This is a genomic window from Sinorhizobium sp. 8-89 (assembly GCF_030124325.1).
GTDB lineage: Bacteria > Pseudomonadota > Alphaproteobacteria > Rhizobiales > Rhizobiaceae > Sinorhizobium.
This window is the reverse complement of sequence record NZ_JASKLR010000014.1, coordinates 1-21,161: the sequence shown is the minus strand read 5'-3', so window position 1 is coordinate 21,161 and position 21,161 is coordinate 1. Positions and strand designations below refer to the sequence as shown.

The window sequence follows — 21,161 nt, the reverse complement described above, 5'->3', positions numbered from 1 at the left end:
CGCACGAACGCGGCGGTTCAATGAAAGGCGGGCGGCTCGAATACGGACATGACCTCAGCGATCATCCGCTGGTGACGCTCTTCGAAGCTGTCGCCGTCGAAGCGGCTGAGTTCGTAGCAGCCGAGCGGATTTTCGAGGTCGTTGATAAGACACTTGTTGCAATAGGTGCATTCGCGCCTGGGCTCGGGACCGTTCTCGCGCGCGAGGATCTTTGGCAGGTCGTTATTGGCAATCAGCGGCCGCGCCATGCTGACGGCGTCGCAGGCGCCAGAGCGGATTGCTCCGGCTATCTTGTCGGCGTGCTGAAACCCGCCTGTACAGAGGACCTTGATGTTCGGATCGATATCGGCAATGGCATCGGCGATCGCGCGCGCATAGTCGAGATTGATGCCCTCGATGACCTTTCCGCGCCGCCATCGCCACCAATGCCGGAAGAGACGCGAACCCAGGGGGTTGGTGAAGATCGCATAATTGAACCGTGTCCGCGTGCCCTGCGAGATCATCCCGTCGTAGCAGCGCTCCAGGTCACGCATCGGCAGGTCGCCCGGGGGATTTCGCGGATGCGGAAAGGTCGAGCCGCTGGAGACATGAAATGCGTCGACGCCCTTGCCGCCGTCCAGCAGAAGCGTACAGATCTTGATCGTTTCATCGAGGGTATTGCCCTTGGGGATCCAGGGGTAAAGCCAGTCATTATGGTCGACGCCATTGATCTTCATCTGCAGATGGAAATCCTGCCCCACCTCCCGGCGGATGGCGCGAACGATCTCCAGCACGAATCTGGCGCGTCCCTCCCAATTGCCACCGTATTCATCGGTGCGATCATTGATGCCCGAACTCAGGAATTGGGTGATCAGGTAGCCGTTGGCGCCGTGCAGTTCGACACCGTCGAGGCCGGCCTCGCGCGCCCGGCGCGCGCCCTGGGCGAATTGCTCGATGACTTCCGCGATTTCCGGCTTGGTCATCGCCTGTGACAGTAGGCCGTGGAAGTAGTCGCTCTTGCTCGTCGAGCTCAACCCCTTATTGTAGAGGTTCTCGACCCCGCCGAAATCCTGCTGCCGTCCCGAGTGACTGAGCTGCATGATGAAGCGGCAGTCGTGCGCGTGCACGCGCTCGCCGACGGCTCGCCAGAATGGGATCTTGTTGTCGTCATCGATCATCGCGTAGCGCACGAGGATCCGGCCTCGAACGGCAACCGGGGTGAAGGAGGAGATGATGCAGCCCACGCCACCGCGCGCGAACTTTTCCTCCCAGTTCAGCCGCGCGTTCCCGCCATGTCCGTTGTACTCGTCGAACATGCCGGAAATATTGGAACGAAACAGCCTGTTCTTGACTTCGAGCGCGCGAAACTTCAGCGGCCTGAAGATGACGCTCGCGTTATCCTCGTGGCTATACTCACCGTCCGGATACATTGTCTATTCCCGCCCGCTTTTAGTTAAAGCATAAAGTACTATTGCGACGCACAGGCGCGCTTTCACCAGAAGAAAGACTACGTAATTCGCTATTTCGATTCACCGTATAATACTTTAACGTGCAAATCAATGCACATTCTCTCACTTCCAAGGAACATCAAAATAATAGTACTAATTAATTCTCTTTTGGATGCTTTTCACTTAATTTATAGGGGTATTTTTGCTTTGACTTACGAAATATTCTGCAGCATCACGTGACTTTCTGGGGCGATGGGCATGGGAAAGAACATACTGATCTTTTCAGACGGCACTGGCCAAGCCGGCGGCCTCATGCCGGACGAGCGGCGCAGCAATGTTTATAAGCTCTTCAGGGCAACGCGCTGCGGGCCGGATTCACGGGTCAATCCCGACAGGCAACTGGCCTTCTACGATCCCGGATTGGGGTCGGCGTCGGACGGCGATTATGTCAGGATCGGTTTTATCCGGAAGATCTACAATGTCCTGGCGCAGGCAACCGGACTCGGAATTACCCGCAACATCATCGACTGCTACGCAGCGATTCTTGAGGTCTGGGAACCCGGAGACCGGATCTTCCTGTTCGGATTTAGCCGTGGCGCCTATACCGCCAGATGCGTCGGTGGCGTGCTGTCGCTTTGCGGCGTGCCAACGACAATGGCCGACGAGAGCCCGCTCAAGCGCGACGCGAGATCTGCCCGGGCAATCGCCACGGAAGCGGTCCGGTCCGTCTACCAGCATGGAGCGACGAGACAGAGCGATCGCCTCGCACAGCAGCGAAAGGAGCTCGCGGCCCGGTTCAGGGCGCGCTATGGCTCAAGCAACCCGGACGGGCGATCGAACACGGTGCCCTATTTCATCGGTGTCTGGGACACGGTCGGCGCACTCGGCATAAACCGGTTTCAGCAGGTTCTCGTGTTGAGCGGCCTGGCAATTTCGCTCGCCTTCGTGTCCTGGTTCACCTGGTTGGTTCTGCCGATATCAATGAATCTTGGACGTTGGCTTGCGCTCTCATTGTGTGCGGTCGGCTTGACCGGCATCATATGGTACCTGCACGCGCATCTGAAATGGGCGACGGGACTGCCGGTTCCGTGGTGGCAAACGGTCCATCTGACCGGATGGCGCATGCGGTTTTACGACACTGTTCTCAACCCACGCGTTTCCTATGCCAAGCATGCGCTGTCGATCGATGAGAACCGTGCCACATTCGCACGTGTGCCGTGGACGAACCAGGACGATTTAGTCGAGCCGGGCAAGCAAGATGGCTGGTTCGAACAACTATGGTTCGCCGGCGTCCATTCGGACATCGGCGGCAGCTATCCCGAGAACCAGTCGAGACTATCCGACGTTGCGCTCGCCTGGATGGTGGAGCGGGCAACGAGCATTCCTCATCCCATTCTGATCGAGCCGAACTGGCTGAACCTCTTTCCGCTCAGCGGTGGCGCGCAGCACGATGAATGCAAGAGCGGCCGTTTGAAGTGGCGACGGGGCTTACGGGAGATACCGGTCGACGCGCCGCTGCATCCGTCGGTCGTCGAGCGTTTCAAGTTGCGCGGCGTCGTGCAGTACGACGCATGCCGGGTCTACAGGCCCGAAAATCTGAGAAACCATCGGGAGGTCTCATCGCTTTATGACCCGGTCACCCGGGAAGAGCTGACACCATCCTGGCCTGTGCGGCTGAGGACAGCGCTGGGCAGTTGGGTGCCATCGATATTGCGGGGGAAATAATGTCGAAGACGTTCAATTTTGCTGCCAGTCGCCGATTTCTCGCGGGGGTGCTTGTTGGTGCACTCGCGCATTTTCCGGCGCGACCTTCAAGCGCTGAAGACCGTATCCTGAACGAAAAGCCGTTCGAGATCACCGGCGTCGCCATCGCCAAGAGCGGCAGCGTGCAACTCGCCGACCTGTCAGCAAATTCCTACGACCTTTTGGACGAGATCAGATATATTCCTGCCGGCACGCCTCTTCTTCTCCCGAACCAGCAGAAGAAAGACAGAAGGGGCGCGGTTTGAGCCTTGCCGTCACCTCGACAGGCCTACTCGTCTATGTCCGCGTCGATGGAACGCATTCCATTCCGATCGAGGATATCGAGCGCCGAATGGGCGAGAACCGGGCGGTCGCGATCGCTCAATCGAAATTCGAATTCTCGACCCAGCATTACGGCGTAATCACGATTAAGCCGACCGAAACCTATCGTTTTAGGTACGCGCCGGGCAACGACATCGAAATCCGGGTCGGCAAGGAGAAGATGGGTGATCTCTGGAGCGAGGACGAGGACGTCAAGGTCAACGTCGACGCCCTTGCCATCGTTGACACAGACCAGGTCCGGTCCGACTCAATCACCGAACCCTTCCAGGTTTATGATGCGATCAGGGACCTGAAGAGCATCCTGGAGACGGCCGCAAGCTTGAGCAACGAAGAGCGCAGCAAATTTGTGCGTGTACTTCAGAATGGACGCCTGGTTCACGATAAGGCCTGCAATGACGAGATCGAGATCAAGGCCGAGGCTGACGCAGGTGTTGCTTTCGACACCGACAGCCTATTCTCGCCATGGAAGGCGAAACTCGACGCTTCGGGCAAATACAGCCAGACTACCAAATTCCCGGCTTGCACCGAGTTCACAGTCAGAAGATACAAGCGCGCCGGCGAGGTCGTCGAATTCAAGCGGGAACAAATCTACAAGGACGGTGACTGCCGCAATCCGCTCGCGCGCCAAAGACTGATGATCGCTCAGCGCAACGAGCGGCGCATATTGAAAACCTCTTGGTTCTGCCGGTCAGCGACACGGCCGAGACTTCCAGTTAGTCCCGTCAAAGAGAAAGACTTTCGATGAACAGCAGACGAAGGAAGACCGCACTCGTCACCGGCGCATCCTCCGGGATGGGTAAGGAAATTGCCAAGCGCCTGATTTCTGAGGGTTACCAAGTCTATGCGGCCGCGCGCCAGATGGAGAAAATGCAAGAGCTGGCAAGCCTCGGAGCGACGCCGCTACGCATGGATATCTCCAGGGATGACGAGATCAGAGATGCGGTCGGAATCATTCTCAAAGAAGCCGGTGGCGTCGACGTCCTGGTAAACAATGCCGGTTTCGGCCTTTACGGCGCAATCGAAGAGGTCGGCATCGACGAGGCTCGCTACCAGTTCGAGGTGAATGTCTTTGGCACCGCCCGCCTAACGCAGCTTCTGCTGCCAGCAATGAGAAGAAACGGAGCCGGAACGATCGTCAATATTACCTCGATGGGTGGCAAGATCTACACCCTGCTGGGAGGATGGTATCACGCCACAAAGTATGCCCTCGAAGGGTGGTCGGACTGCCTGAGACTTGAACTTGCACCATTGGGCATCAAGATTGTGATCATCGAGCCGGGCCTGATTGAGACGGGCTTCGGCGACGTGATGGCGGAAGGTCTCGTGAAAAGATCGAGCAATGGTCCTTATGCTGAGCTCGCAAAGGACGTGGCCAGGTCCACAAAGGAGGCCTATGGACACGGTCGTGGCACCGATCCGAGCGTGGTCGCCGATGTCGTGTCAAAGGCCATCAAGGCGCGAAAGCCGCGCACGCGCTATGCCGTCGGAAAATATGCCAGAGCGATGATCATGCTACGAAAATGGCTGGGAGATCGCATGTTTGATCGGATCGTCATGAGTGTCATGCGGTAGGACATGCGGCGAACTAGGTGAATACCGAGACGAGAACGGACAGCCAGATCAAGACGACTCCCGACGCCAACGCTCGTCTGGCGGCTATGACCTTCTCCTCGCCGTCCTCTGCAATGGGGGTCGTCACAATCCAGGGCACCGAGCCAAGCGCTGCAAATCCGACGAGCGCCAAAATCACAATAACAAAATCGGCGCTGCGCCAGCCGCCGGGCTCATACAATCCCCAGTAGCCAAGGAACGCCATTCCCACTGCGAACATGGTGGCGGAGGCAGAGCAAAGTCCCGCAACAGCACCTGATGGCGCACGCATGTAGCATCCTTTTCGTATGCTCAAACCGCCGTTGTGCACATATGTAGCAGCGCGCCGTCTCATCCTGATCGGGTTCTTCCGCACACTTGGCAGGAGGATTCACGCGCTCCGCGGATAGGTTCATTGATTCGGAATCGAAGTTCAACACTCTTCTCGATCAGGCGTGCCTAGAAAGATAGACCCCCAGCGCCACTGGCGTACTCACGTCGCTTGATGTTGTGGCCATCCTCGGTTCCAGTGGCATGTACGCGACGATAGCCTTACCGCGCCCTCGCACGGATAGCCGCTTCCAGGAGGTCGATGTCGTCCGACGTGAGCTGAACATTCACGCACTTGAAGCTGTCAGCGGCGCCGCCCTCGCCGCGATAGAGGCGTTCCATCCAGCCGTGGAGGTTCGGATGCTTAGAAGATACTTGCGCACGCTGAGCGTCGGTCGTGCAGCGCTCTACTGCATGTCTCCTTAAATCGACCTCGATTTAAGGACAAAGACATGCAGCCATTCAAAGTGCTACAGCGACCTTTGCGCGTCTGATAAGACGTGCGGCGCTGTAGCTCGCCGTCTCGGCCTTCTGCTCGCCGGCACATAGACGGAGTCCGCCTTTACGACTTTCTCCACCTCGGCCGACAGAGCCGTAGAAATGGGTCGCCAGTACCTCGTCTTCCGGCAGGTCTACATCGGATTTCTGGTCCATCACGCCCGCTGATTTCCCTGATGCTGGCGGCCGCACAGGTGCGGCTCCATTCGGTAGCCGCAGCCGGTTCGATGGCGGTGATACATGCATCAAAGATAACCACCTCCGGAGTTTGCGGCATTATGCATGACGCCTGCGTTGCGCTAGCCCGCAGAACTAGGATGGCGACTTACAGCAGGGACATAGCGGTTACGTTACTCTCCGCTTTTCTCACGTCGGCGCTCCCATTGATCCATTATGCGATGTAGCACGAACGGGACATCTTTCTCGGTTGGGCGAGGCGCCTTCAACAGGTCGAGGAGATTCATGAAGCGGCCGAGATTCTATCAATTTGACTTGAGCCTGAGCTAATGTTACCTATGGGTAATCGTTAACCCTCGGTGAAGCCATGACCGTCTCCCTCAACGACATTGCCGAACGCGCGGGCGTCTCCGTCAAGACGGTTTCCGGCGCGCTGCATGGCGGCTCAGCCCGCATGTCGGAACAGACCCGGCTGCGCATCAAGGCGATCGCTGAGGAACTCGGCTATGTGACGAATCTCGCCGCGCGCAGCATGCGGCAGGGCTGGATGCCGCTGATCGGCGTCGTTGCCGACGAGTTGATCACCTCCCCTTTCGCGACGGAAATCATCCGCGGGCTCGATGGTGCGGCGCGAGCCTCTGACATGGCCGTCTTTGCGATGACCTTGAACGGGAGCCGCGACGTAGGCGCGGTGATCGAGGAAGTGCGCCGCTTCCGCCCGCGGGCGATCGCTTATGCCGCCATGTACCACAAGACAGTCGCGCTGCCGGAGGAGTTTGCTGAGACCGTCGGGGTGATGATCAATTGCCGCGAAGCGAGCGACCGGGTGACCGCACTGGTACCCGATGAGATTGGCGCCGCGCGTGACATCACAAGTTATCTGATCAAGGCCGGGCGCAGGAATATCGCCTTCATCAACCTGCCCGGCCTGCTTGCCGGCGAATTGCGCGAAGCGGGGTTCCGACAGGCGATCACTGAGGCCGGCTTTGATGGCGGCGGCGCCCGCGTGTTGCCGGCTGTTCGCAGAGCGATTTACAGCGACAGGGCGCACAGCCTCGTTCTTTCCCACATTACCGAGCTGATGAGGGGGCCCGACCGGCCGGATGCGATCCTGTGCGGCAATGACCGTGTGGCGATGGAGGTCTATGCGGCGCTGCGCCGGGTTGGGGCGCAAATCCCCGACGACGTAGCTGTCGCCAGCTTCGACAATCAGGTCGATATTGCATCGCGTCTCGATCCTCCATTGACGACCATGGCCCTGCCGCATCGGGCGATGGGCCGCCTGGCCGCGGAGATCCTGCTTGCCGGCGACACGGCACCAGGCGAGCTTCACAAGCTTCCGTTCCAAATGGTGGAGCGGTCATCCGTATAAATCAGTAGCACTTAAAGCCTGTTGAGGAGGAGAAACAGTGATGGGTAATCGTTTACTTTCGTTCCTAATGGCGTCTGTTGCGCTCGGAGGCTTCGCCGAGGCAAAAACCGTCATTCACGTGATGCACCAGGGCGATCCCGGCTGGGTCTCGACCTATGGCGAGGTCGCCAAGCGGTTCGAGGAAGCCAACCCGGACGTCGACATCGAACTCATCTACGCTCCGCACGACGCATACAACGAGAAGTTCAGCGCGGCGGTGATGTCCAAGCAACTGCCCGACGTCATGGAACTCGATGCGCCCTTCCTCGCTAACTATGTCTGGTCGGGCTACCTCCAGCCGATCAAGCCCTTGATCGACCAAGACATCATCGACGACATGACCGAGTCAAACGTCGCGCAGGGAACCTATCCGATCGACAACGAGCTCTACGCCGTTGGCCTCACCGACTCTTCGGTCGTGCTTTACGGCAACAGGAAATATCTGGAAGCGATCGGCGCCCGCATCCCGAAGGGCGTGGACGACGCCTGGACGCGGGAGGAGTTCGAAGGCTACCTCGAAATGCTCTCTAAGCTCGAGGGCGTCAAATGGCCGATCGACACGTTTCGTGGCTACGGCATCAAGACCGAGTGGATCACCTATGCCTACGGTCCCATCCTGCAATCTGCGGGCTGCGACCTCATCGAACGCAAGTCCTGGAAATCCGTGGGCACACTCGACAGCGATGCTTGCGTCGATGCGCTGACGATGATGCAGAAATGGGTGAAGAACGGCTGGGTCGTGCCGCAATCCTCCGGCACCAACCAGTTCTTTGCGGAAGGCCATCCCGCAGCGCTCGCGCTCGGCGGTCACTGGTTCTATGCCGAGGCCGCGGCTTCGATGAAGGACGACATCATCGTAATGCCGCTGCCGAAGTTTGGGCCGAAGGGTGCGAGCCCGAACGGCACCTGGATCTGGGGCATCACCACCGCGTCCGAGCATCCGGAAATCGCCGGCAAGTTCGTCAGCTTCATGCTCAAGGACAAGGCACTGCGCGATTATGCGAAGGAGGATTCCGCCTATCCCGGTTTGAAGAGCTTCGCCGCCGATTCGCCCCTTTACGCTAACGGGGGCCCGATGGCCATCGCCTTCGAGCAGGCGTCAAAGACGGCGATCGCACGGCCGCCGCATCCGGCCTATCCGATCATCACCTCGGCCTTCATGGGAGCAGTCGATGAGATCTTCAATGGCGGCGACGTCAAGACGGCGCTGACCGCCGCGGCCGAGAAGATCGACGAGGACATCGAAGAAAACGACGGCTACCCGCCCTTCGACGAGCAGCAATAGCGCTTGCAAGCGGCCGCGTGGCACGCCAATGCCGCGCGACCGCTTCAGCCGATCGACAAGCAACGCATCCTGAAATGAGGAGGAGATCATGACCCTGCAGCAACCGGCGCTGCCGGCGACGGCTGTCGCGACGCGCCCCGCCCGGCGAAGAGACAGGGCCCGCCTTTTCCAGGAAATCGGCATGCTTGCGCCAGCCGTGGCGCTGCTGACGATCTTCCTCGCCGTGCCGTTCCTCCTGTCGTTCTGGACGGCGATGACCAACCAGCCACTGGTGCCCCGACCGACGCCGGTCCGCTTCATCGGGCTCACCAACTTCCTGCGCATCTTCAAGGACGATCTGTTCTGGACATCGCTCTGGAACGTCTCGCGCTTCACCTTCTGGATCCTGCCGGTGCAATGCGGCCTTGCCTTCGCCAGCGCACTGCTGCTCCACCAGAAGCTGCCGCTCCGCAATTTCTTCCGTGGTCTGTTCTTCCTGCCGGCAATCACCTCGATGGTCGTCGTCTGCGTCATTTGGGGAACGCTTTTCCAATATCCGACCGGGCCATTTAACCAGGTGATCGGCTTCCTTTCCGGCGGCCGCATCCAGCCGATCGACTGGCTCGGCGACCCCAACTGGGCGATGTTCTCGATCGTCCTTCTGTCGGCCTGGCAGGCCTATGGCTTTCAGATGATCGTCTATCTCGCAGGCCTGCAGGGCATTCCCGATGAACTCTATGACGCGGCCAGGATTGATGGCGCCAATGCCTTCCAGCGCTTCTGGCACGTGACCATGCCGAGTCTCAGGCCGACGCATGTCTTTGTGCTGGTGATCACCACTATACAGGCCTTCAAGCTCTATACCCAGGTTGCGATCCTGACCCAGGGCGGCCCGAGGAGCAGCACCGAAACAGTCGTGCACTACATGGTGCGCACCGGTTTCGAAGAACAGAAGCTTGGTTATGCCTCGGCCGTCTCGGTCATTCTCTTCCTCATCGTTCTCGTCATCGCGCTCGTTCAGCGCCAGCTCCTGAGGCGTTTCGATGTCTGATCTCGCCATCCCCACACTGCAGACCGAGGCACAGCGCGAGCGCTCCGCGATCGGTTCGATGCGCCTTTTGCAGACAGCCTGCATCCTCGTCATTGCGTTGGTGATCGTGTCGCCGCTGTTCATGCTGCTGATCGCAAGCCTAAAGGACGACCGCTTCCAGATTCTGGCCGATATGGGCAGTTTCCGCGCCTTCTGGGTGTCCAATCCGACGCTTTCGAACTTCGCCGAGGTGAGCAATCTCTCCGGCGAGCTCGCTTTTGGCCGCTACCTTCTGAACTCGCTGTTCATTCTTGGCTGCACGGTGGGCGCCGGTCTGATCGTCAATTCCATGGCCGGCTTCGTGCTCGCCTGGGGTACGTTGCGCGGTCGCGCCCTGGTCCTCTCGCTGGTCATCGCACTCTACGTGATCCCGCAGGAGAGCATCATCATGCCGCTCGTTATCATGGTGTCGCGCGCCGGCATGACCGACACTTTTGCGGTGCAGATCGTCCCCTGGGTCGCCAGCCCGCTTTACATCTTCCTGTTCTACCAGTTCTTCGCCCAGCTTCCGAAGGAGCTCTTGGAAGCGGCCGAAATGGACGGCGCCTCGGTCTTCCGCACCTATCGTTCGATCTTCCTGCCCTTGAGTCTGCCGGCGCTCGCCACTGTCTCGATCCTCATGGGAATCGAGACGTGGAACCAGTATCTCTGGCCCATCCTGGTAACGCAGACCGACTATGCCCGACCGATCACTGTCGGGATCGCCACATTCTTCGGCCAGGACAGCATCTATTGGGACCGTGCCATGGCGGCTTCCGTCCTGATGATGATCCCGATCCTCGCCCTCTACCTCGCATTCCAGCGCTGGTTCGTGAGTTCCTTTATTGGTTCCGCCGTGAAAGGTTGATCAATGACAAGCGATACAACCCCCTCTTCCCTTCTCGGAGGCAATCTGAAGACCCTGAGGGCGCCCCTGCCCGCCGGGACCACGCTCCACGCGTGGCTGAAGCCAGTCAATTCGGGTAGGACGGCCGAGCTGACAGCGAGCCAGGACGGACAGGAAATTGGTCGCATAACGGCGCGAAACAGCGAGGAGTTCGAGTTCCGGGCGCTGCTGATCGACACAGCCGGCGAAACCTCGTTTAGCTATGACGCCACGACCACCAACCTCTCCGTCGTCTATGCTTTTTCGGAAACGAACGTCTTGGAAAAAGGGATCGTTGTTCTTTACAGCGGTGAAGCCAATTCGACACCACGCGTTCCTGGTAGCTATCACTTCCGCCCGCCTTTCGGCTGGATGAACGACCCCAACGGCTTCGGCCGTTTCGGCGACAAGGTTCATCTCTTCTATCAGCATTATCCCCACAGCCTACGCTGGAACACGATGCATTGGGGCCATGCGGTCTCCGACGACTATCTCCGCTGGAAGCACCTGCCGGTTTTCCTGTTTCCGTCGGCGGAACTTTCGGCTCACGCCGACGGCCGAGGCGGCGCCTTCTCCGGCTCGGCAATTCCGCTTGGTGGAGAGGAGCCCGCAATCCGTGTCTTCTTCACCGAACAGGTCAAAGACCGCGAGCCGGAAGAGCAGATCCAGTTGACCGCCGTCAGCCGCGACCAGATCAACGCCGGGCCGGCGGAGATCATCCTGCCGGAACGGCCGGCCGACCTCGACCTGACGCTCGATTTCCGCGACCCCTATGTGATCAAGGGCCCGGATGGCCGCTGGAAGATGCTTGTCGGTAGCCGCGACCACGAGGGAGGAGTGATCCTGCTCTACGAGACCGCCGATCCGGACGCTGCGGCTGGCTGGACATTCGTCGGGATTCTTTACCGCGAGAACCGCTTCGGCATGACGGCGGCCGAGTGCCCCTGTATCGTGCCGCTTGGTGGTCCAGCCGATGATCCGCAAACCCGCTGGGCGCTGATCTTCGGACTGCTCACCAGCCGCGATCCGGCAACGGCGCGGCGGAATATCACGCTTGCAACGGTGGGTCGCTTCGACGGCCGTACCTTCGACAAGGAATTCGAGCAGGAACTCGATTTCGCCACCGACGCCTATGCCTTCCAGGCCTTCGTCGACCATTCCGGCCCGGTGGGCATCGCGTGGCTAGCGAACTGGACGGAGATTTCGAAGAGGATCGATTTTCCAACGGCCATGACGCTCTCGCGCCGGGTACTGCTTGAACACGGCATGTTACTGACGCCTCCGGTCGAGGCGGTCGAGAGCTTGCGCGAGAGATTGATCGACCAGCGCCGGCTGCTTTCCGGACACAAGATCGAGCTCGCCAATGGAGCTGTCGAAATCATCATCGATCTCGCGGCCCCTGGCGCCGCCTTCGATCTCGAATTTGACCATCCCGACATCGACCTCGGCGTCCGGCTCGATCCGGAGGGCCTGAGCATCGTCTACGAGGTTCCCGACGGCAAATTGCTGCCCCGCTACATCGCGGCCGGAGCAACGCCGTCGACGCTTCGCATATTCCTGGACATCGGATCGATCGAGGTCTTTGCCGATAACGGTCGCTGGACCGGAACCAAGCGTTTGCCTGGATTCGCAGGCGTTCGGTCCGCTTACCTCAGCGCGCCCAAAGGCAATGTCGCCGCTGCAAGCATCTGGCAGCTCAAACTCTAGCAGACACTTAAAGGGAGAGATTTCATGGCATCCGTCTCGATGGATCAGGTTCGCAAACAATACGGCGCCGTTCCGGTGATTCATGACATCTCCATGAACATCGAAGACGGTGAGTTCGTCACCCTCGTCGGCCCTTCCGGCTGTGGCAAGTCGACCCTGTTGCGCATGCTTGCGGGACTGGAGGACATCAGCGGTGGCGAGATCCGCATCGGTGGCCGCCTCGTCAACGACGTGGCGCCGAAGGAGCGTGACATCGCCATGGTCTTCCAGAGCTATGCCCTCTATCCGCACATGACCGTCGCGGAAAACATGGGCTTCGCGCTGAAGCTGAAGGGTCAGGATAGAGCGACGATCGAAAAGAGCGTACGCGAAGCGGCCGACATCCTGGCGCTCGGGCCGTTGCTCGATCGGCTGCCGAAGCAGCTTTCCGGCGGCCAGCGGCAGCGTGTGGCAATGGGGCGAGCAACCGTTCGCCAACCGCAGGTCTACCTTTTTGACGAGCCGCTGTCGAACCTTGACGCCAAGCTCCGCGTCACAATGCGCGCCGAGATCAAGGACCTGCACCAGCGGCTGAAAACCACCACGGTCTATGTGACGCACGATCAGATCGAGGCGATGACGATGGCCGACCGGATCGTCGTGATGCGCGGCGGCAAGGTCGAGCAGATCGGCAAACCGCTCGAGCTCTACGACCGGCCCGCCAACACTTTCGTTGCGAACTTCATCGGCTCGCCGGCGATGAACCTGTTCGAGGGGGCGATCGTGGACGGGCGATTTGTCACTGATGGCGGGGCGGCGCTTCCAATGCCGGAGGGCTATCAGGGCGCGACGGCGGCGGTCTACGGTATCCGTCCAGAGCATCTGACGATCGCCGACAATGGTGTACCCGCCACCGTCGTCGTGGTCGAGCCGACCGGGTCCGAAACACATGTGCTGGCGAAGCTCGGCCCTGCAGACGTGAACCTCGTGCTGCGCGACCGGGTCGAGTTTCAACCCGGCCAGACGGTCATGGTCGCTCCCGACCCAAAAAGGATCCACTTGTTTACATCGCAGGGGCTACGCGCAAACTGATTGGCCTTCCGCTGAGATCACTACACCGCCGACGACACGGCAATGCCGAAACAAACCGCCAACGATCGGCACCTTTCCCCTGCCGCAATCTCATTCGAAAGAGATCGCGTCATCCAATGCTGGCCTTCTCTCCAGCCAGCATCTTTTGGTCGCAAAACAGCCTAGTGTCCTAATTCTGAAGTCCCAGCTATTTTGTTTTGTTTTTCGGCGGTTTGCAGCTTTGCCAGGCAGACGCGTTTGATGGTGGCGAGGATATCGTCGGCCGACTTGGTCCACCGGAGGGGTTTGGCGTTGACCGCTTCGATGTAGGCTGTGATTGCCGCTTCCAGAACGCAGGTTCAGCGGTGCCTACCGGGCCGGATCCGCTTTTCGGTCAGGTTGGCGAAGAAGCGCTCGACCTGGTTGAGCCACGACGCCGCCGTCGGAGCGAAATGGCTGTGCCAGCGGGGGCCGCTTGAGAAAGAAATTGCGGATGGCGCTGGTCTTGTGGGTCGCGTAGTTGTCCATCACGGTGTGGATATCGAGGTCGCGCGGCACGTTGGCTTCGATTTCGCGCAGGAACTTCAGGAATTCGTGCGCGCGGTGACGCTTGAAACAGCGACGGATGATCTTGCCGGTGGCGGCACCCAGCGCGGCGAAGAGCGACAGCGTCCCATGCCGTACGTAATCGTGGCTGCGCCGTTCGATCTGGCCGGGCCGCCTCGGCAGTGCCGGCTGGCTGTGATCCAGCACTTGAATCTGACTCTTCTCATCGACGCAAAGCACCAGCGCCCGCTCGGGCGGGTTGAGATAAAGGTCAACAATGTCTCCTACCTTTTCGACAGCGCATCGGAGGTGAGCCTGAAGCTTTCGGCGCGATGCGGCTGCAGGCCGAAGGTCGTCCAGATGCGGTGGATCGTCGAGGGGGCGCGGCCGACGCCCCGTGCCATCGACCGCAGGCTCAGTGGGGTGCGTCCGGCGGCGTCTTCTCCAACGTCAGCCGCATCGTCTCGGCTATTTCCGCATCGCCGATCTGCCGCGGGACACCGGGACGCGGCTCGTCGTAAACACCGTCAGCCGCAACTCGGCAATGCGTCGTTTCCATTTGCCCACGGTGTTTGGCATCGCGCCAAGCCGCGCGGCAATCTCTTGTTCTCGACACCGACACCGTCACCGACCAACGCGGCCATTTTTGTGCGGAATAGAGTAGCTGCTTCCGGATTTTAGTTTTGACATTTCCTTGATCAGTGTTAGTCGAGCAACCAAAAGGTCGCCGCTCTCGACCCGCCTGGGTGACGGTTTCCCATCCTGACTTCCAATTGGAGAAGAAAATGACAGAAACCACGCTCGGTGCGAGCAACGAACTCTTTGTTGAACTGGCCGCGGAAATCGTAGCCGCCTATGTGAGCAACCATGTGGTTCCGGTTACCGAGCTTCCGACGCTTATCGCCGACGTCCATTCCGCGCTCAACAACACCACGGCCCCCCCGCCGGTGGTTGTTGCCGTTGAGAAGCAGAAGCCTGCGATCTCGGTCCGCAAGTCGGTGCAGGACGACCAGATCACCTGCCTCGAATGCGGCGGCACATTCAAGTCGCTGAAGCGCCATCTGATGACCCACCACAAGCTTTCCCCGCAAGAGTACCGCGAGAAGTGGGATCTGCCGGCAGACTACCCGATGGTCGCACCCGCTTACGCCGAAGCCAGGTCGCGCCTCGCCAAGGAAATGGGCCTTGGCCAGCGTCGCAAACGTCGCGGCAAGTAAAGCGCTTGAGCCTCGCCGCGCGATCCCTGCGTCGGGAGGGACCTTTTACCACTGGACCGCATCGCCCCAAACACATAGAAGAAGTTCTTCATTCTCACGATGCCCGCAACAAGCCGGCCGCTGGCTATGCCGACGCGAATCGATACGGAGCGGTCATGCGGATCATGCAATCGGCCATTGTTGGCGCGTTCGTTGGCAGACTCTGTATTAATCGGATCAGCCGGCGTGGTTTCACCTGAGTCAGGCGTTCCAGATGCTTCATTTGAATTGAACAGATGCGGCGCCGTCTCTTCCACTTCGCGGGCCAAGGCCTTGAGATCTGTGCCTCCCCAGATTGAGTTCGTCTGGGCTTTTGACTGTCGTCGCCCCGACTTGAATGCAAAAACAACGAATCTCCGCTGTGGCATCTTCATCTATTTTCGATCCCAAGCAAAACCGTGAAAAGGCAACGCCGGTTGGCGCGCTTCAACTCCTTGCCAACCGCGCAGTTGGCGTGCATTCACCCGGCAAGAGTGGCGAAACAGCAGGGGTTGATTTGCCGCCACAAATTCAAATGGGGGCAAATTCAACCTACTGGCGTAACACGAAGGGCGCAGAAGAAACTGTCGTCCCCGGTCCTGGTTAGTTCAACCCGAGCCTTTTGCGCAGTTCGGCATTTTCCGCTCGCAACTTTTCCGCCAATAGCTTGCGGAGCCTCTGGTTTTCCTCTTCGAGCTGGACAAGATCTGCCAACTCATCGCCGGCCGGTACCGGCTTGGTGTCCTTGGTGTCCTTTAGTTCGACAGGCTTCGCGGCACCCTTCCAATGATAGTAGGTTTGCTCCGATATGCCGGCGCTCTTGATAGCGTCCTTGAGGGTGCTGCCTTCGGTGACTTGCGCCTCGATCAGCTTGAGCTTCTCGCTCTTCTCTTTCTCGCTATACCTCTTGGGTTTAGCGGCCGGCGTCTTTGATTGAGCTTGTTCGGAAGCCGCCTTCTGGGGCCGTGGCGACCTCTGCTTCTTAGCCGTTGGTGCTTTCACTTCCGCGCCTGTCGCTACAGCCGCAGCAACCGGTCCCGCACTGCTCTCGTCAGCCATCAGCAATTCCTCCTTTAGTCATCGCCCTGTTTTCTCCTGAGTGCACCACAGAGTCAACACAACCATTGGAGTCCTGCTTTACGGATAGTTGATGTTGGGCTTGTGCCTGGAGCCTGACGGCCGACGGCGCGTGAAAGGCTCCCAGTTCTCACCTCAAATATCGGGCGCCTGCTTACCACTGTTCCCAATTGACGATGGTGCGACCCCTACACGTTGGAGCAGGTTCGACGCGAGCGCGAACGGTATCGCGCAGTATGGGACCGCAGGGCACCGCCTTCGAGAGATCACCCCGCCCGTCACGGCAAGGCGAGCGTCAGCTTCAATTGCTTGGCCATCTCTTCTGGTTTTCTACCGTCATCCTTGGATACGCAGTATAGATCCCCGATGAAATTGGTTCAAAAGTAATACTTGAAAATAGACTCGACCGGAAAGTCGTTCTCTGGTTCTATCCTGACATACTATTTCTGGGTCGCTTTTGAGGTCGGCGCAAATGGCTTACGATTGGGATGGAAAGCGTACACGTCGGCTTCAAATGCTCAGGTTCATGGGGGCTCTGGCGATACCTGCTCTGCTATTCGGGTCCGCCATTGCGGCACTGGAGTGGACCTACACAGATGGTCAGGCCATAAGGACGGCTCAATTTCGATAGGTCTCCAGCGAAGCTGCACCCTTTCAAATCAGTCTGAAACGCAGGGGCAAATGGTCTCCCGTCGCATCGGGTGCGGAGGAGGGGGAATGATGAATTCAGCTCAAAGCTTGAGTTTCGATCCAATTGGACCTGAGGAGTTTGAGATTATCGAAAAGGCCTTCCAAGACGAGCTTTGTCATGCAAGTCTGAAGAAGCCGAAGCGCTCGCCGCGAAGCTGATCAATGCTTATCAAGAAGGAATTCGCGACGACTTGGGGCCTGAGTATTGTCGCTGGGCGAGCTGAGGCGCGCTCGCAGCGGCGAATATAGACTGAGGGTATTGGATGGCCGCCTGCTCAGCAGGCTCTCGAGTTCATTCAAGCGTGAGGCGGCGAGCACCTCGAGTAGAGCGAAACAATCATCGACGGCGCGATGGCTATCGTGGACGTAGCCACTTTGCCCAATGAGATAGCCGAGCTTGGTGCCCGAAACCGCGCGCCGCGCAATCGACTTCCCTGACGGAACAGGCCCATGCCTTGCCGGAAAACATGCTTGAGAGCGCCTCGCAGAACGGCCGATCGAAGCCGGCATTGTGGGTGATCACGAGCTCGGCCGGGTCGAGCAGCGCGCGAAGCGCGCCGGCATCGATCATCAGCCCGGCAACCATCGCGTCGGTAATTCCTGTGAGGCGGGTGATTTCAGGGGGATCGGGATAGTTGGCCGTTGCAGGTCGCCGTAAACACCTGTGACGTCGCCGATATGACCCTCGTCGTTAAAGGTGAAGGCGACTGCGCCGATTTCGATGATCTCGTCCCTGCTATGGTCGAGGCCTGTCGTCTCGGTGTCAACGATCACGCCAATGCTGAGATGCCATCGGCCTCCAGTGTGCTCGGATTTGGGCGCACCAGTAGGGTGCGGATCATGCGTCAGGATAGAAACCGAGGGAGACTCTGGCAACGCATGAGGTCAGCAGAACAAAACGCACAAACCAAAATGCCCGGAAATCTCTCGAAAAAAACACACCGCCCAAGCGACACCGCCTTCGTTCCGACCGAAATACCTGCACGTTGACCGAGGCTGCCTGACCGACAGGGAAACAGAGGAGACGATGTTGGGCGAATCGCGTTTGAGCAATGAGGACCGGAAGCTGGAGCTGACGAGCAGGATCGTCGCGGCTTATCTAAGCCACAATGTCGTTCCTGCCGGCGATCTTTCCAATCTTATCCAGCAGACGTATTCCTCGCTGAGCGGCACGTCTTCGCGACATCAGGCTGAACCGGCCGTCGAAGAACAGCGCCCGGCCGTTCCGATCAAGAAGTCCGTAACAGCCGATTTCATCATCTGCCTGGAGGATGGTCAAAAGTTCAAATCCTTGAGACGCCACCTGATGGCAAAGTACGGCCTCACTCCAGAGCAATATCGTGAGAAATGGGAGCTCCCGGCTGACTACCCCATGATTGCTCCAAGCTACGCCCAACAACGCTCCGAGCTTGCGCGCGCCTCCGGGCTGGGCAAGAAACGCGCAGAACCAGACCCAAAGCCGCATCCTGTCGCAAGAAGATCAGCCTGACGTTTTGCTGAGCCGCGGAAACAGCTGCCCGTCGGTGGCGACCACGCCCACGACGGCCGAGCTCGGTATATACGGCACTCCATCGTGGAGAGAGCCCGTGTTCGGGTTGGGGTCAGCGATGCTCGCTTCCGAGTCGGTAGCCGCCGGCATCCTCGCTCAGCGACACCAGCCGATCCAGGGCCGACGCGCTTGGCATCACGAGTTGCCTTGAAAGCCGCAACATCCGTTGCTCTCAAGCGCCGGTAGCTGCCAACCTTTTCCGCTGGAAGTTCACCAGCATCGACCGGTCGGACCAGATACTGCCGAAACGTTGAGAATATCCGCCGTAGCCTGCGTTGACAGCATTTCCTCGTCCCGCAGCACCGTCACCGGCCGCCCCTCGGCGAGAAGCGCGGCGGCCTGATACATGGCCTCCGCCAAGGCATGCGGCAGTTCCAAGCGCTCGCCATCGGCATCGATGACCTGAACGAGTCCTTGCCGCTTCTTGGACCTCACCCCGCAAGAGCGATGCGACACGCGCAGCAGCCGACCTCTCGGGTGCCGGAATGGCATTCGAGGTTTTGGTGGAATTTTTGTTCGACGATGTGCGATGCAATACAGCCATACCGACAGCATGGCGCATAAACGCAACCAACCTGTTCTCTGATCGATCGCGAAATTTGCATGAGTGCCTATGCTGGTCGCCGTTCTTGACGACAACGTCCTCTTATCCTTCGTGGGGCCTGGCCAGTTCAAGTTTCATGACGTTGGTTTAGATGATGTCGACGAGGCTCACACGAAGATCGTTGATGGTGGCGGCAAGGCCCGGTGCTCTCATCAACGGTACGATGCGCACCGCCGACAATTTCGAGATGGCGCGGTCAAATATCGCAAGGTTCGTATGCCCATTCAGGCGGGATGGATAGATGATGCCGTCCGGCACGGATCGGTGCTCATGGAAAGCAAGTGACCACGTCCGCGCGAGGGTTTGGCGGGAGGATTTCGCGACATCCGTCGGCACTCCCATCCTGAGAGCGTGGTCCTCGCGGAGATCAACAAGACGGAGATCAGCTATCGTCTCAATCTCTGCGTAGCGCCGCGCGTAGATCTCCTTTTCATCGATCGGGAGATCACCCACGAGGCCATCGCGTCGATCACGCAGGACCGCTTCCAGGAAGCAAACCTTGAGTGTCTCGCCCAAATAGACGACGCCAAACCGCCTTGCCGGGCCGCGCCGGCGGGGATCACTGAACCGGCTCGGCGTCTTTCCGTATCCTAACGGGTCGGGAAAGGCGCTCGCATAGATTCGTCCAAATCGACGACCGGCAGGAACAATCTCAATGTCGAGCGCGGAATCCTCGAAACCCGCGGGCGGCTTGATTATGGCCATTCAGCGAAATTCACCGCGGGCGATACCCTCGGCCGCTGCAACCACTTCGTCGGCTCGATCGCGCTTCAACGCGTTGAGGCCCGTCCGGCCATTCAAAGCGCCGTGCGGAGTGATAAGGAAGCGGTAAACCGCCCATGCACCGCCCAGGACCTCGTGCAGCTTCGGAAGCGCAGCATAAGGTCGACCGTCCCGATCGAGTTGCCATGACGGAAAACGGAAGCCCCGCTTAGCGCCGTCGAGACCGAGAACCTGCCCGTTTTGGCGCTTTGTGTTGACGGTGACGCGCGAAACGCCGAGCAGGTTCGCGAATGCCTCCGCGCTCAGCATATCGTCCTCCGCGAGAATGTCCGCCACGCGACGCCGGCCACGTTCCCGCGCGGCAGCCAACGCAACCTGGAGTTCGTCATCCGGCTCTGGCACGTCCTCTACCGGAACCGCGTCCTGATCAGATAGCGGCTCTTCTTCAACGACTGAAATCGTCTGCGCTCCGGCCAGCGGATCCACGACGACGCGGAAACTGACCTGGTGGCCGGCCTTTCGGCTCAGCTTAACCGCCTTGGCGTACTGTCTGATCAGGGCCTTCTCGAAATCGGCTTTCCGTGGCAGCTTCATCGAGAGCGCAATGGTGGAAGAACCACTTCGTGGCTCGTTGGCTAGAGTTTTCGTAGTGGGCATGGTCTTCAGCCTCCTGTGCTATAACTTAGGCAGGTTGCGACAGTTCGTCAAGTTTGTTAAGTTCGTAAATCGCCCTTTTGGCCAGCCCTAGTGGCCCGAAGCTCTGGTTCGCCTAGATTTTAGCGAGAACCATGATCACCATGCGCCTTCGGCGATCGACTCAGGCAAGCGAGTTGATCGAAAGAGCTGCCGCTTTGGATGGCCAGCATTGGCTGAACAGGAGCGGGTGAATGGCGCGTGACCCGGAAAGGTCCTGCCGGCAGCGAGGATTCCCCTTCGGGCACGAGTCCGTCGCCTGAGCTGATTGGCCTCGCCCCGTTAAGCCGCCGTATTCGATTTCCACGTGCATGGCCTGTTCCTGGAACAGCGGGACGCCGAGCGTCTTGCCGAGCACCAGTTCCGGCTTCGGATAGACGACCGCTTCCTTGCTTGGCCGCCTTAGATAGCCGACGAGGTTCCGAGCCCTCTAAATGCTAAGGAGCACAGCCCCTCCGGTCATCCCCGCCCCGGCCGCCGTCAGCAACAGCTTCTCCCCGGGCACGAAGGAATTGGAATTGTGCGCAAGGGACAACTAGAGTGGGATCGT

General features: G+C 59.3%; 21 protein-coding genes and 5 pseudogenes. 14 read left to right on the top strand and 12 right to left on the bottom strand.

Annotation, left to right across the window (positions count from 1 at the left end):
* Positions 1–17: 17 nt before the first annotated feature.
* Positions 18–1,409, bottom strand: coding sequence for an NADH:flavin oxidoreductase (locus QN219_RS22750; protein ID WP_284002307.1), 1,392 nt, complete (start codon positions 1,407–1,409; stop codon positions 18–20).
* 276 nt (positions 1,410–1,685) lie between these two features.
* On the opposite strand from QN219_RS22750, the gene QN219_RS22745 reads away from it, so the two are divergent.
* Genes QN219_RS22745 through QN219_RS22730 form a run of 4 tightly spaced genes read left to right on the top strand, consistent with a single transcriptional unit; the run spans position 1,686 to position 5,084 of the window.
* The gene (locus QN219_RS22745) at positions 1,686–3,152 is read left to right on the top strand and encodes a DUF2235 domain-containing protein (protein ID WP_284002306.1); all 1,467 of its coding nucleotides are present in this window, start codon (positions 1,686–1,688) and stop codon (positions 3,150–3,152) included.
* The gene (locus QN219_RS22740; RefSeq protein WP_284002304.1) at positions 3,152–3,436 is read left to right on the top strand and encodes a hypothetical protein; all 285 of its coding nucleotides are present in this window, start codon (positions 3,152–3,154) and stop codon (positions 3,434–3,436) included. Before QN219_RS22745 ends, QN219_RS22740 begins: the two co-directional genes overlap by 1 nt.
* Positions 3,433–4,257 (top strand): hypothetical protein, encoded by an 825-nt coding sequence (locus tag QN219_RS22735; RefSeq protein ID WP_284002301.1) that lies wholly within the window; start codon positions 3,433–3,435, stop codon positions 4,255–4,257. The genes QN219_RS22740 and QN219_RS22735 overlap by 4 nt, the downstream gene beginning before the upstream one ends.
* Positions 4,254–5,084, top strand: coding sequence for an oxidoreductase (locus tag QN219_RS22730; protein ID WP_284002299.1), 831 nt, complete (start codon positions 4,254–4,256; stop codon positions 5,082–5,084). Before QN219_RS22735 ends, QN219_RS22730 begins: the two co-directional genes overlap by 4 nt.
* Positions 5,085–5,097: 13 nt before the next feature.
* On the opposite strand, the gene QN219_RS22725 is transcribed toward QN219_RS22730, so the two are convergent.
* Together QN219_RS22725 and QN219_RS22720 are read right to left on the bottom strand one after the other, a co-directional pair.
* Positions 5,098–5,394, bottom strand: a complete 297-nt coding sequence (locus QN219_RS22725; protein WP_283979445.1) for a hypothetical protein — start codon at positions 5,392–5,394, stop codon at positions 5,098–5,100.
* 500 nt (positions 5,395–5,894) lie between these two features.
* Positions 5,895–6,089, bottom strand: a complete 195-nt coding sequence (locus QN219_RS22720; RefSeq protein WP_284002297.1) for a hypothetical protein — start codon at positions 6,087–6,089, stop codon at positions 5,895–5,897.
* A gap of 385 nt (positions 6,090–6,474) precedes the next feature.
* Here QN219_RS22720 and QN219_RS22715 point away from each other — a divergent pair, with 385 nt between their 5' ends.
* The 6 genes from QN219_RS22715 (at position 6,475) to QN219_RS22690 (ending at position 13,515) form a co-directional block, all read left to right on the top strand.
* On the top strand, positions 6,475–7,479 hold the full coding sequence (locus tag QN219_RS22715; protein WP_284002295.1) for a LacI family DNA-binding transcriptional regulator: 1,005 nt from the start codon (positions 6,475–6,477) through the stop codon (positions 7,477–7,479).
* A 40-nt stretch (positions 7,480–7,519) separates the two neighbouring features.
* Positions 7,520–8,803, top strand: a complete 1,284-nt coding sequence (locus QN219_RS22710) for a sugar ABC transporter substrate-binding protein (RefSeq protein WP_284002293.1) — start codon at positions 7,520–7,522, stop codon at positions 8,801–8,803.
* A gap of 88 nt (positions 8,804–8,891) precedes the next feature.
* The gene (locus QN219_RS22705; protein ID WP_284002290.1) at positions 8,892–9,833 is read left to right on the top strand and encodes a sugar ABC transporter permease; all 942 of its coding nucleotides are present in this window, start codon (positions 8,892–8,894) and stop codon (positions 9,831–9,833) included.
* Positions 9,826–10,719, top strand: a complete 894-nt coding sequence (locus QN219_RS22700) for a carbohydrate ABC transporter permease (RefSeq protein WP_284002288.1) — start codon at positions 9,826–9,828, stop codon at positions 10,717–10,719. Before QN219_RS22705 ends, QN219_RS22700 begins: the two co-directional genes overlap by 8 nt.
* 3 nt (positions 10,720–10,722) lie before the next feature.
* Entirely contained in the window at positions 10,723–12,444 is a 1,722-nt protein-coding gene (locus QN219_RS22695) for a glycoside hydrolase family 32 protein (RefSeq protein ID WP_284002286.1), read from the top strand.
* 24 nt (positions 12,445–12,468) lie between these two features.
* Positions 12,469–13,515, top strand: a complete 1,047-nt coding sequence (locus QN219_RS22690) for a sn-glycerol-3-phosphate ABC transporter ATP-binding protein UgpC (RefSeq protein WP_284002285.1) — start codon at positions 12,469–12,471, stop codon at positions 13,513–13,515.
* Positions 13,516–13,863: 348 nt separating this feature from the next.
* Here the strand turns inward: QN219_RS22690 and QN219_RS22685 are convergent, their stop codons facing one another.
* Positions 13,864–14,280 carry a transposase gene (locus tag QN219_RS22685; protein WP_284002284.1) on the bottom strand — a complete coding sequence of 139 codons (417 nt, stop codon included), beginning with the start codon at positions 14,278–14,280 and terminating at the stop codon, positions 13,864–13,866.
* A 545-nt stretch (positions 14,281–14,825) separates the two neighbouring features.
* Between QN219_RS22685 and QN219_RS22680 the strand changes: the two genes are divergently transcribed.
* Positions 14,826–15,257: a MucR family transcriptional regulator gene (locus QN219_RS22680; RefSeq protein WP_284002283.1), complete on the top strand. Its 432-nt coding sequence runs from the start codon at positions 14,826–14,828 to the stop codon at positions 15,255–15,257.
* A 176-nt stretch (positions 15,258–15,433) separates the two neighbouring features.
* Here the strand turns inward: QN219_RS22680 and QN219_RS22675 are convergent.
* Positions 15,434–15,670, bottom strand: a pseudogene (locus QN219_RS22675) (hypothetical protein); the annotation flags it as partial.
* Here QN219_RS22675 and QN219_RS22670 point away from each other — a divergent pair.
* Positions 15,634–15,882, top strand: a complete 249-nt coding sequence (locus tag QN219_RS22670; RefSeq protein WP_284002463.1) for a hypothetical protein — start codon at positions 15,634–15,636, stop codon at positions 15,880–15,882. The pseudogene QN219_RS22675 and the gene QN219_RS22670 sit on opposite strands and share 37 nt — an antisense overlap.
* On the opposite strand, the gene QN219_RS22665 is transcribed toward QN219_RS22670, so the two are convergent.
* Complete coding sequence (locus QN219_RS22665; RefSeq protein ID WP_284002457.1) at positions 15,879–16,334, bottom strand: transposase; 456 nt, start codon at positions 16,332–16,334, stop codon at positions 15,879–15,881. The genes QN219_RS22670 and QN219_RS22665 overlap by 4 nt on opposite strands.
* 735 nt (positions 16,335–17,069) lie before the next feature.
* On the opposite strand from QN219_RS22665, the pseudogene QN219_RS22660 reads away from it, so the two are divergent.
* Positions 17,070–17,291: pseudogene (locus QN219_RS22660) on the top strand (hypothetical protein).
* Between the two features lie 54 nt (positions 17,292–17,345).
* On the opposite strand, the pseudogene QN219_RS22655 reads toward QN219_RS22660, so the two are convergent.
* Positions 17,346–17,819, bottom strand: a pseudogene (locus QN219_RS22655) (3'-5' exonuclease); the annotation flags it as partial.
* Between the two features lie 253 nt (positions 17,820–18,072).
* Here QN219_RS22655 and QN219_RS22650 point away from each other — a divergent pair.
* Complete coding sequence (locus QN219_RS22650) at positions 18,073–18,531, top strand: MucR family transcriptional regulator (protein ID WP_284002282.1); 459 nt, start codon at positions 18,073–18,075, stop codon at positions 18,529–18,531.
* 270 nt (positions 18,532–18,801) lie between these two features.
* Here the strand turns inward: QN219_RS22650 and QN219_RS22645 are convergent, their stop codons facing one another.
* The 5 genes and pseudogenes from QN219_RS22645 to QN219_RS22625 all read right to left on the bottom strand — a co-directional run.
* Entirely contained in the window at positions 18,802–19,047 is a 246-nt protein-coding gene (locus tag QN219_RS22645; protein WP_284002280.1) for a hypothetical protein, read from the bottom strand.
* Positions 19,048–19,282: 235 nt separating this feature from the next.
* Entirely contained in the window at positions 19,283–19,900 is a 618-nt protein-coding gene (locus QN219_RS22640; protein ID WP_284002279.1) for an RES family NAD+ phosphorylase, read from the bottom strand.
* Positions 19,901–20,575 carry an XRE family transcriptional regulator gene (locus tag QN219_RS22635; protein ID WP_284002278.1) on the bottom strand — a complete coding sequence of 225 codons (675 nt, stop codon included), beginning with the start codon at positions 20,573–20,575 and terminating at the stop codon, positions 19,901–19,903.
* Positions 20,576–20,866: 291 nt separating this feature from the next.
* Positions 20,867–21,014, bottom strand: a pseudogene (locus QN219_RS34205) (hypothetical protein); the annotation flags it as partial.
* 27 nt (positions 21,015–21,041) lie between these two features.
* A pseudogene (locus QN219_RS22625) lies at positions 21,042–21,146 on the bottom strand (3-oxoacyl-ACP synthase); the annotation flags it as partial.
* Between the last annotated feature and the right edge of the window lie 15 nt (positions 21,147–21,161).

What these genes read in the sequence shown, in the direction of transcription:
- QN219_RS22635 (WP_284002278.1), bottom strand. Translation starts at nt 20,575, where the DNA reads ATGCCCACTACGAAAACTCTAGCCAACGAGCCACGAAGTGGTTCTTCC.
- QN219_RS22740 (WP_284002304.1), top strand. Translation starts at nt 3,152, where the DNA reads ATGTCGAAGACGTTCAATTTTGCTGCCAGTCGCCGATTTCTCGCGGGG.
- QN219_RS22725 (WP_283979445.1), bottom strand. Translation starts at nt 5,394, where the DNA reads ATGCGTGCGCCATCAGGTGCTGTTGCGGGACTTTGCTCTGCCTCCGCC.
- QN219_RS22680 (WP_284002283.1), top strand. Translation starts at nt 14,826, where the DNA reads ATGACAGAAACCACGCTCGGTGCGAGCAACGAACTCTTTGTTGAACTG.
- QN219_RS22640 (WP_284002279.1), bottom strand. Translation starts at nt 19,900, where the DNA reads ATGGCCATAATCAAGCCGCCCGCGGGTTTCGAGGATTCCGCGCTCGAC.
- QN219_RS22700 (WP_284002288.1), top strand. Translation starts at nt 9,826, where the DNA reads ATGTCTGATCTCGCCATCCCCACACTGCAGACCGAGGCACAGCGCGAG.
- QN219_RS22710 (WP_284002293.1), top strand. Translation starts at nt 7,520, where the DNA reads ATGGGTAATCGTTTACTTTCGTTCCTAATGGCGTCTGTTGCGCTCGGA.
- QN219_RS22750 (WP_284002307.1), bottom strand. Translation starts at nt 1,409, where the DNA reads ATGTATCCGGACGGTGAGTATAGCCACGAGGATAACGCGAGCGTCATC.
- QN219_RS22730 (WP_284002299.1), top strand. Translation starts at nt 4,254, where the DNA reads ATGAACAGCAGACGAAGGAAGACCGCACTCGTCACCGGCGCATCCTCC.
- QN219_RS22705 (WP_284002290.1), top strand. Translation starts at nt 8,892, where the DNA reads ATGACCCTGCAGCAACCGGCGCTGCCGGCGACGGCTGTCGCGACGCGC.
- QN219_RS22715 (WP_284002295.1), top strand. Translation starts at nt 6,475, where the DNA reads ATGACCGTCTCCCTCAACGACATTGCCGAACGCGCGGGCGTCTCCGTC.
- QN219_RS22695 (WP_284002286.1), top strand. Translation starts at nt 10,723, where the DNA reads ATGACAAGCGATACAACCCCCTCTTCCCTTCTCGGAGGCAATCTGAAG.
- QN219_RS22745 (WP_284002306.1), top strand. Translation starts at nt 1,686, where the DNA reads ATGGGAAAGAACATACTGATCTTTTCAGACGGCACTGGCCAAGCCGGC.
- QN219_RS22670 (WP_284002463.1), top strand. Translation starts at nt 15,634, where the DNA reads ATGCAAAAACAACGAATCTCCGCTGTGGCATCTTCATCTATTTTCGAT.
- QN219_RS22665 (WP_284002457.1), bottom strand. Translation starts at nt 16,334, where the DNA reads ATGGCTGACGAGAGCAGTGCGGGACCGGTTGCTGCGGCTGTAGCGACA.
- QN219_RS22690 (WP_284002285.1), top strand. Translation starts at nt 12,469, where the DNA reads ATGGCATCCGTCTCGATGGATCAGGTTCGCAAACAATACGGCGCCGTT.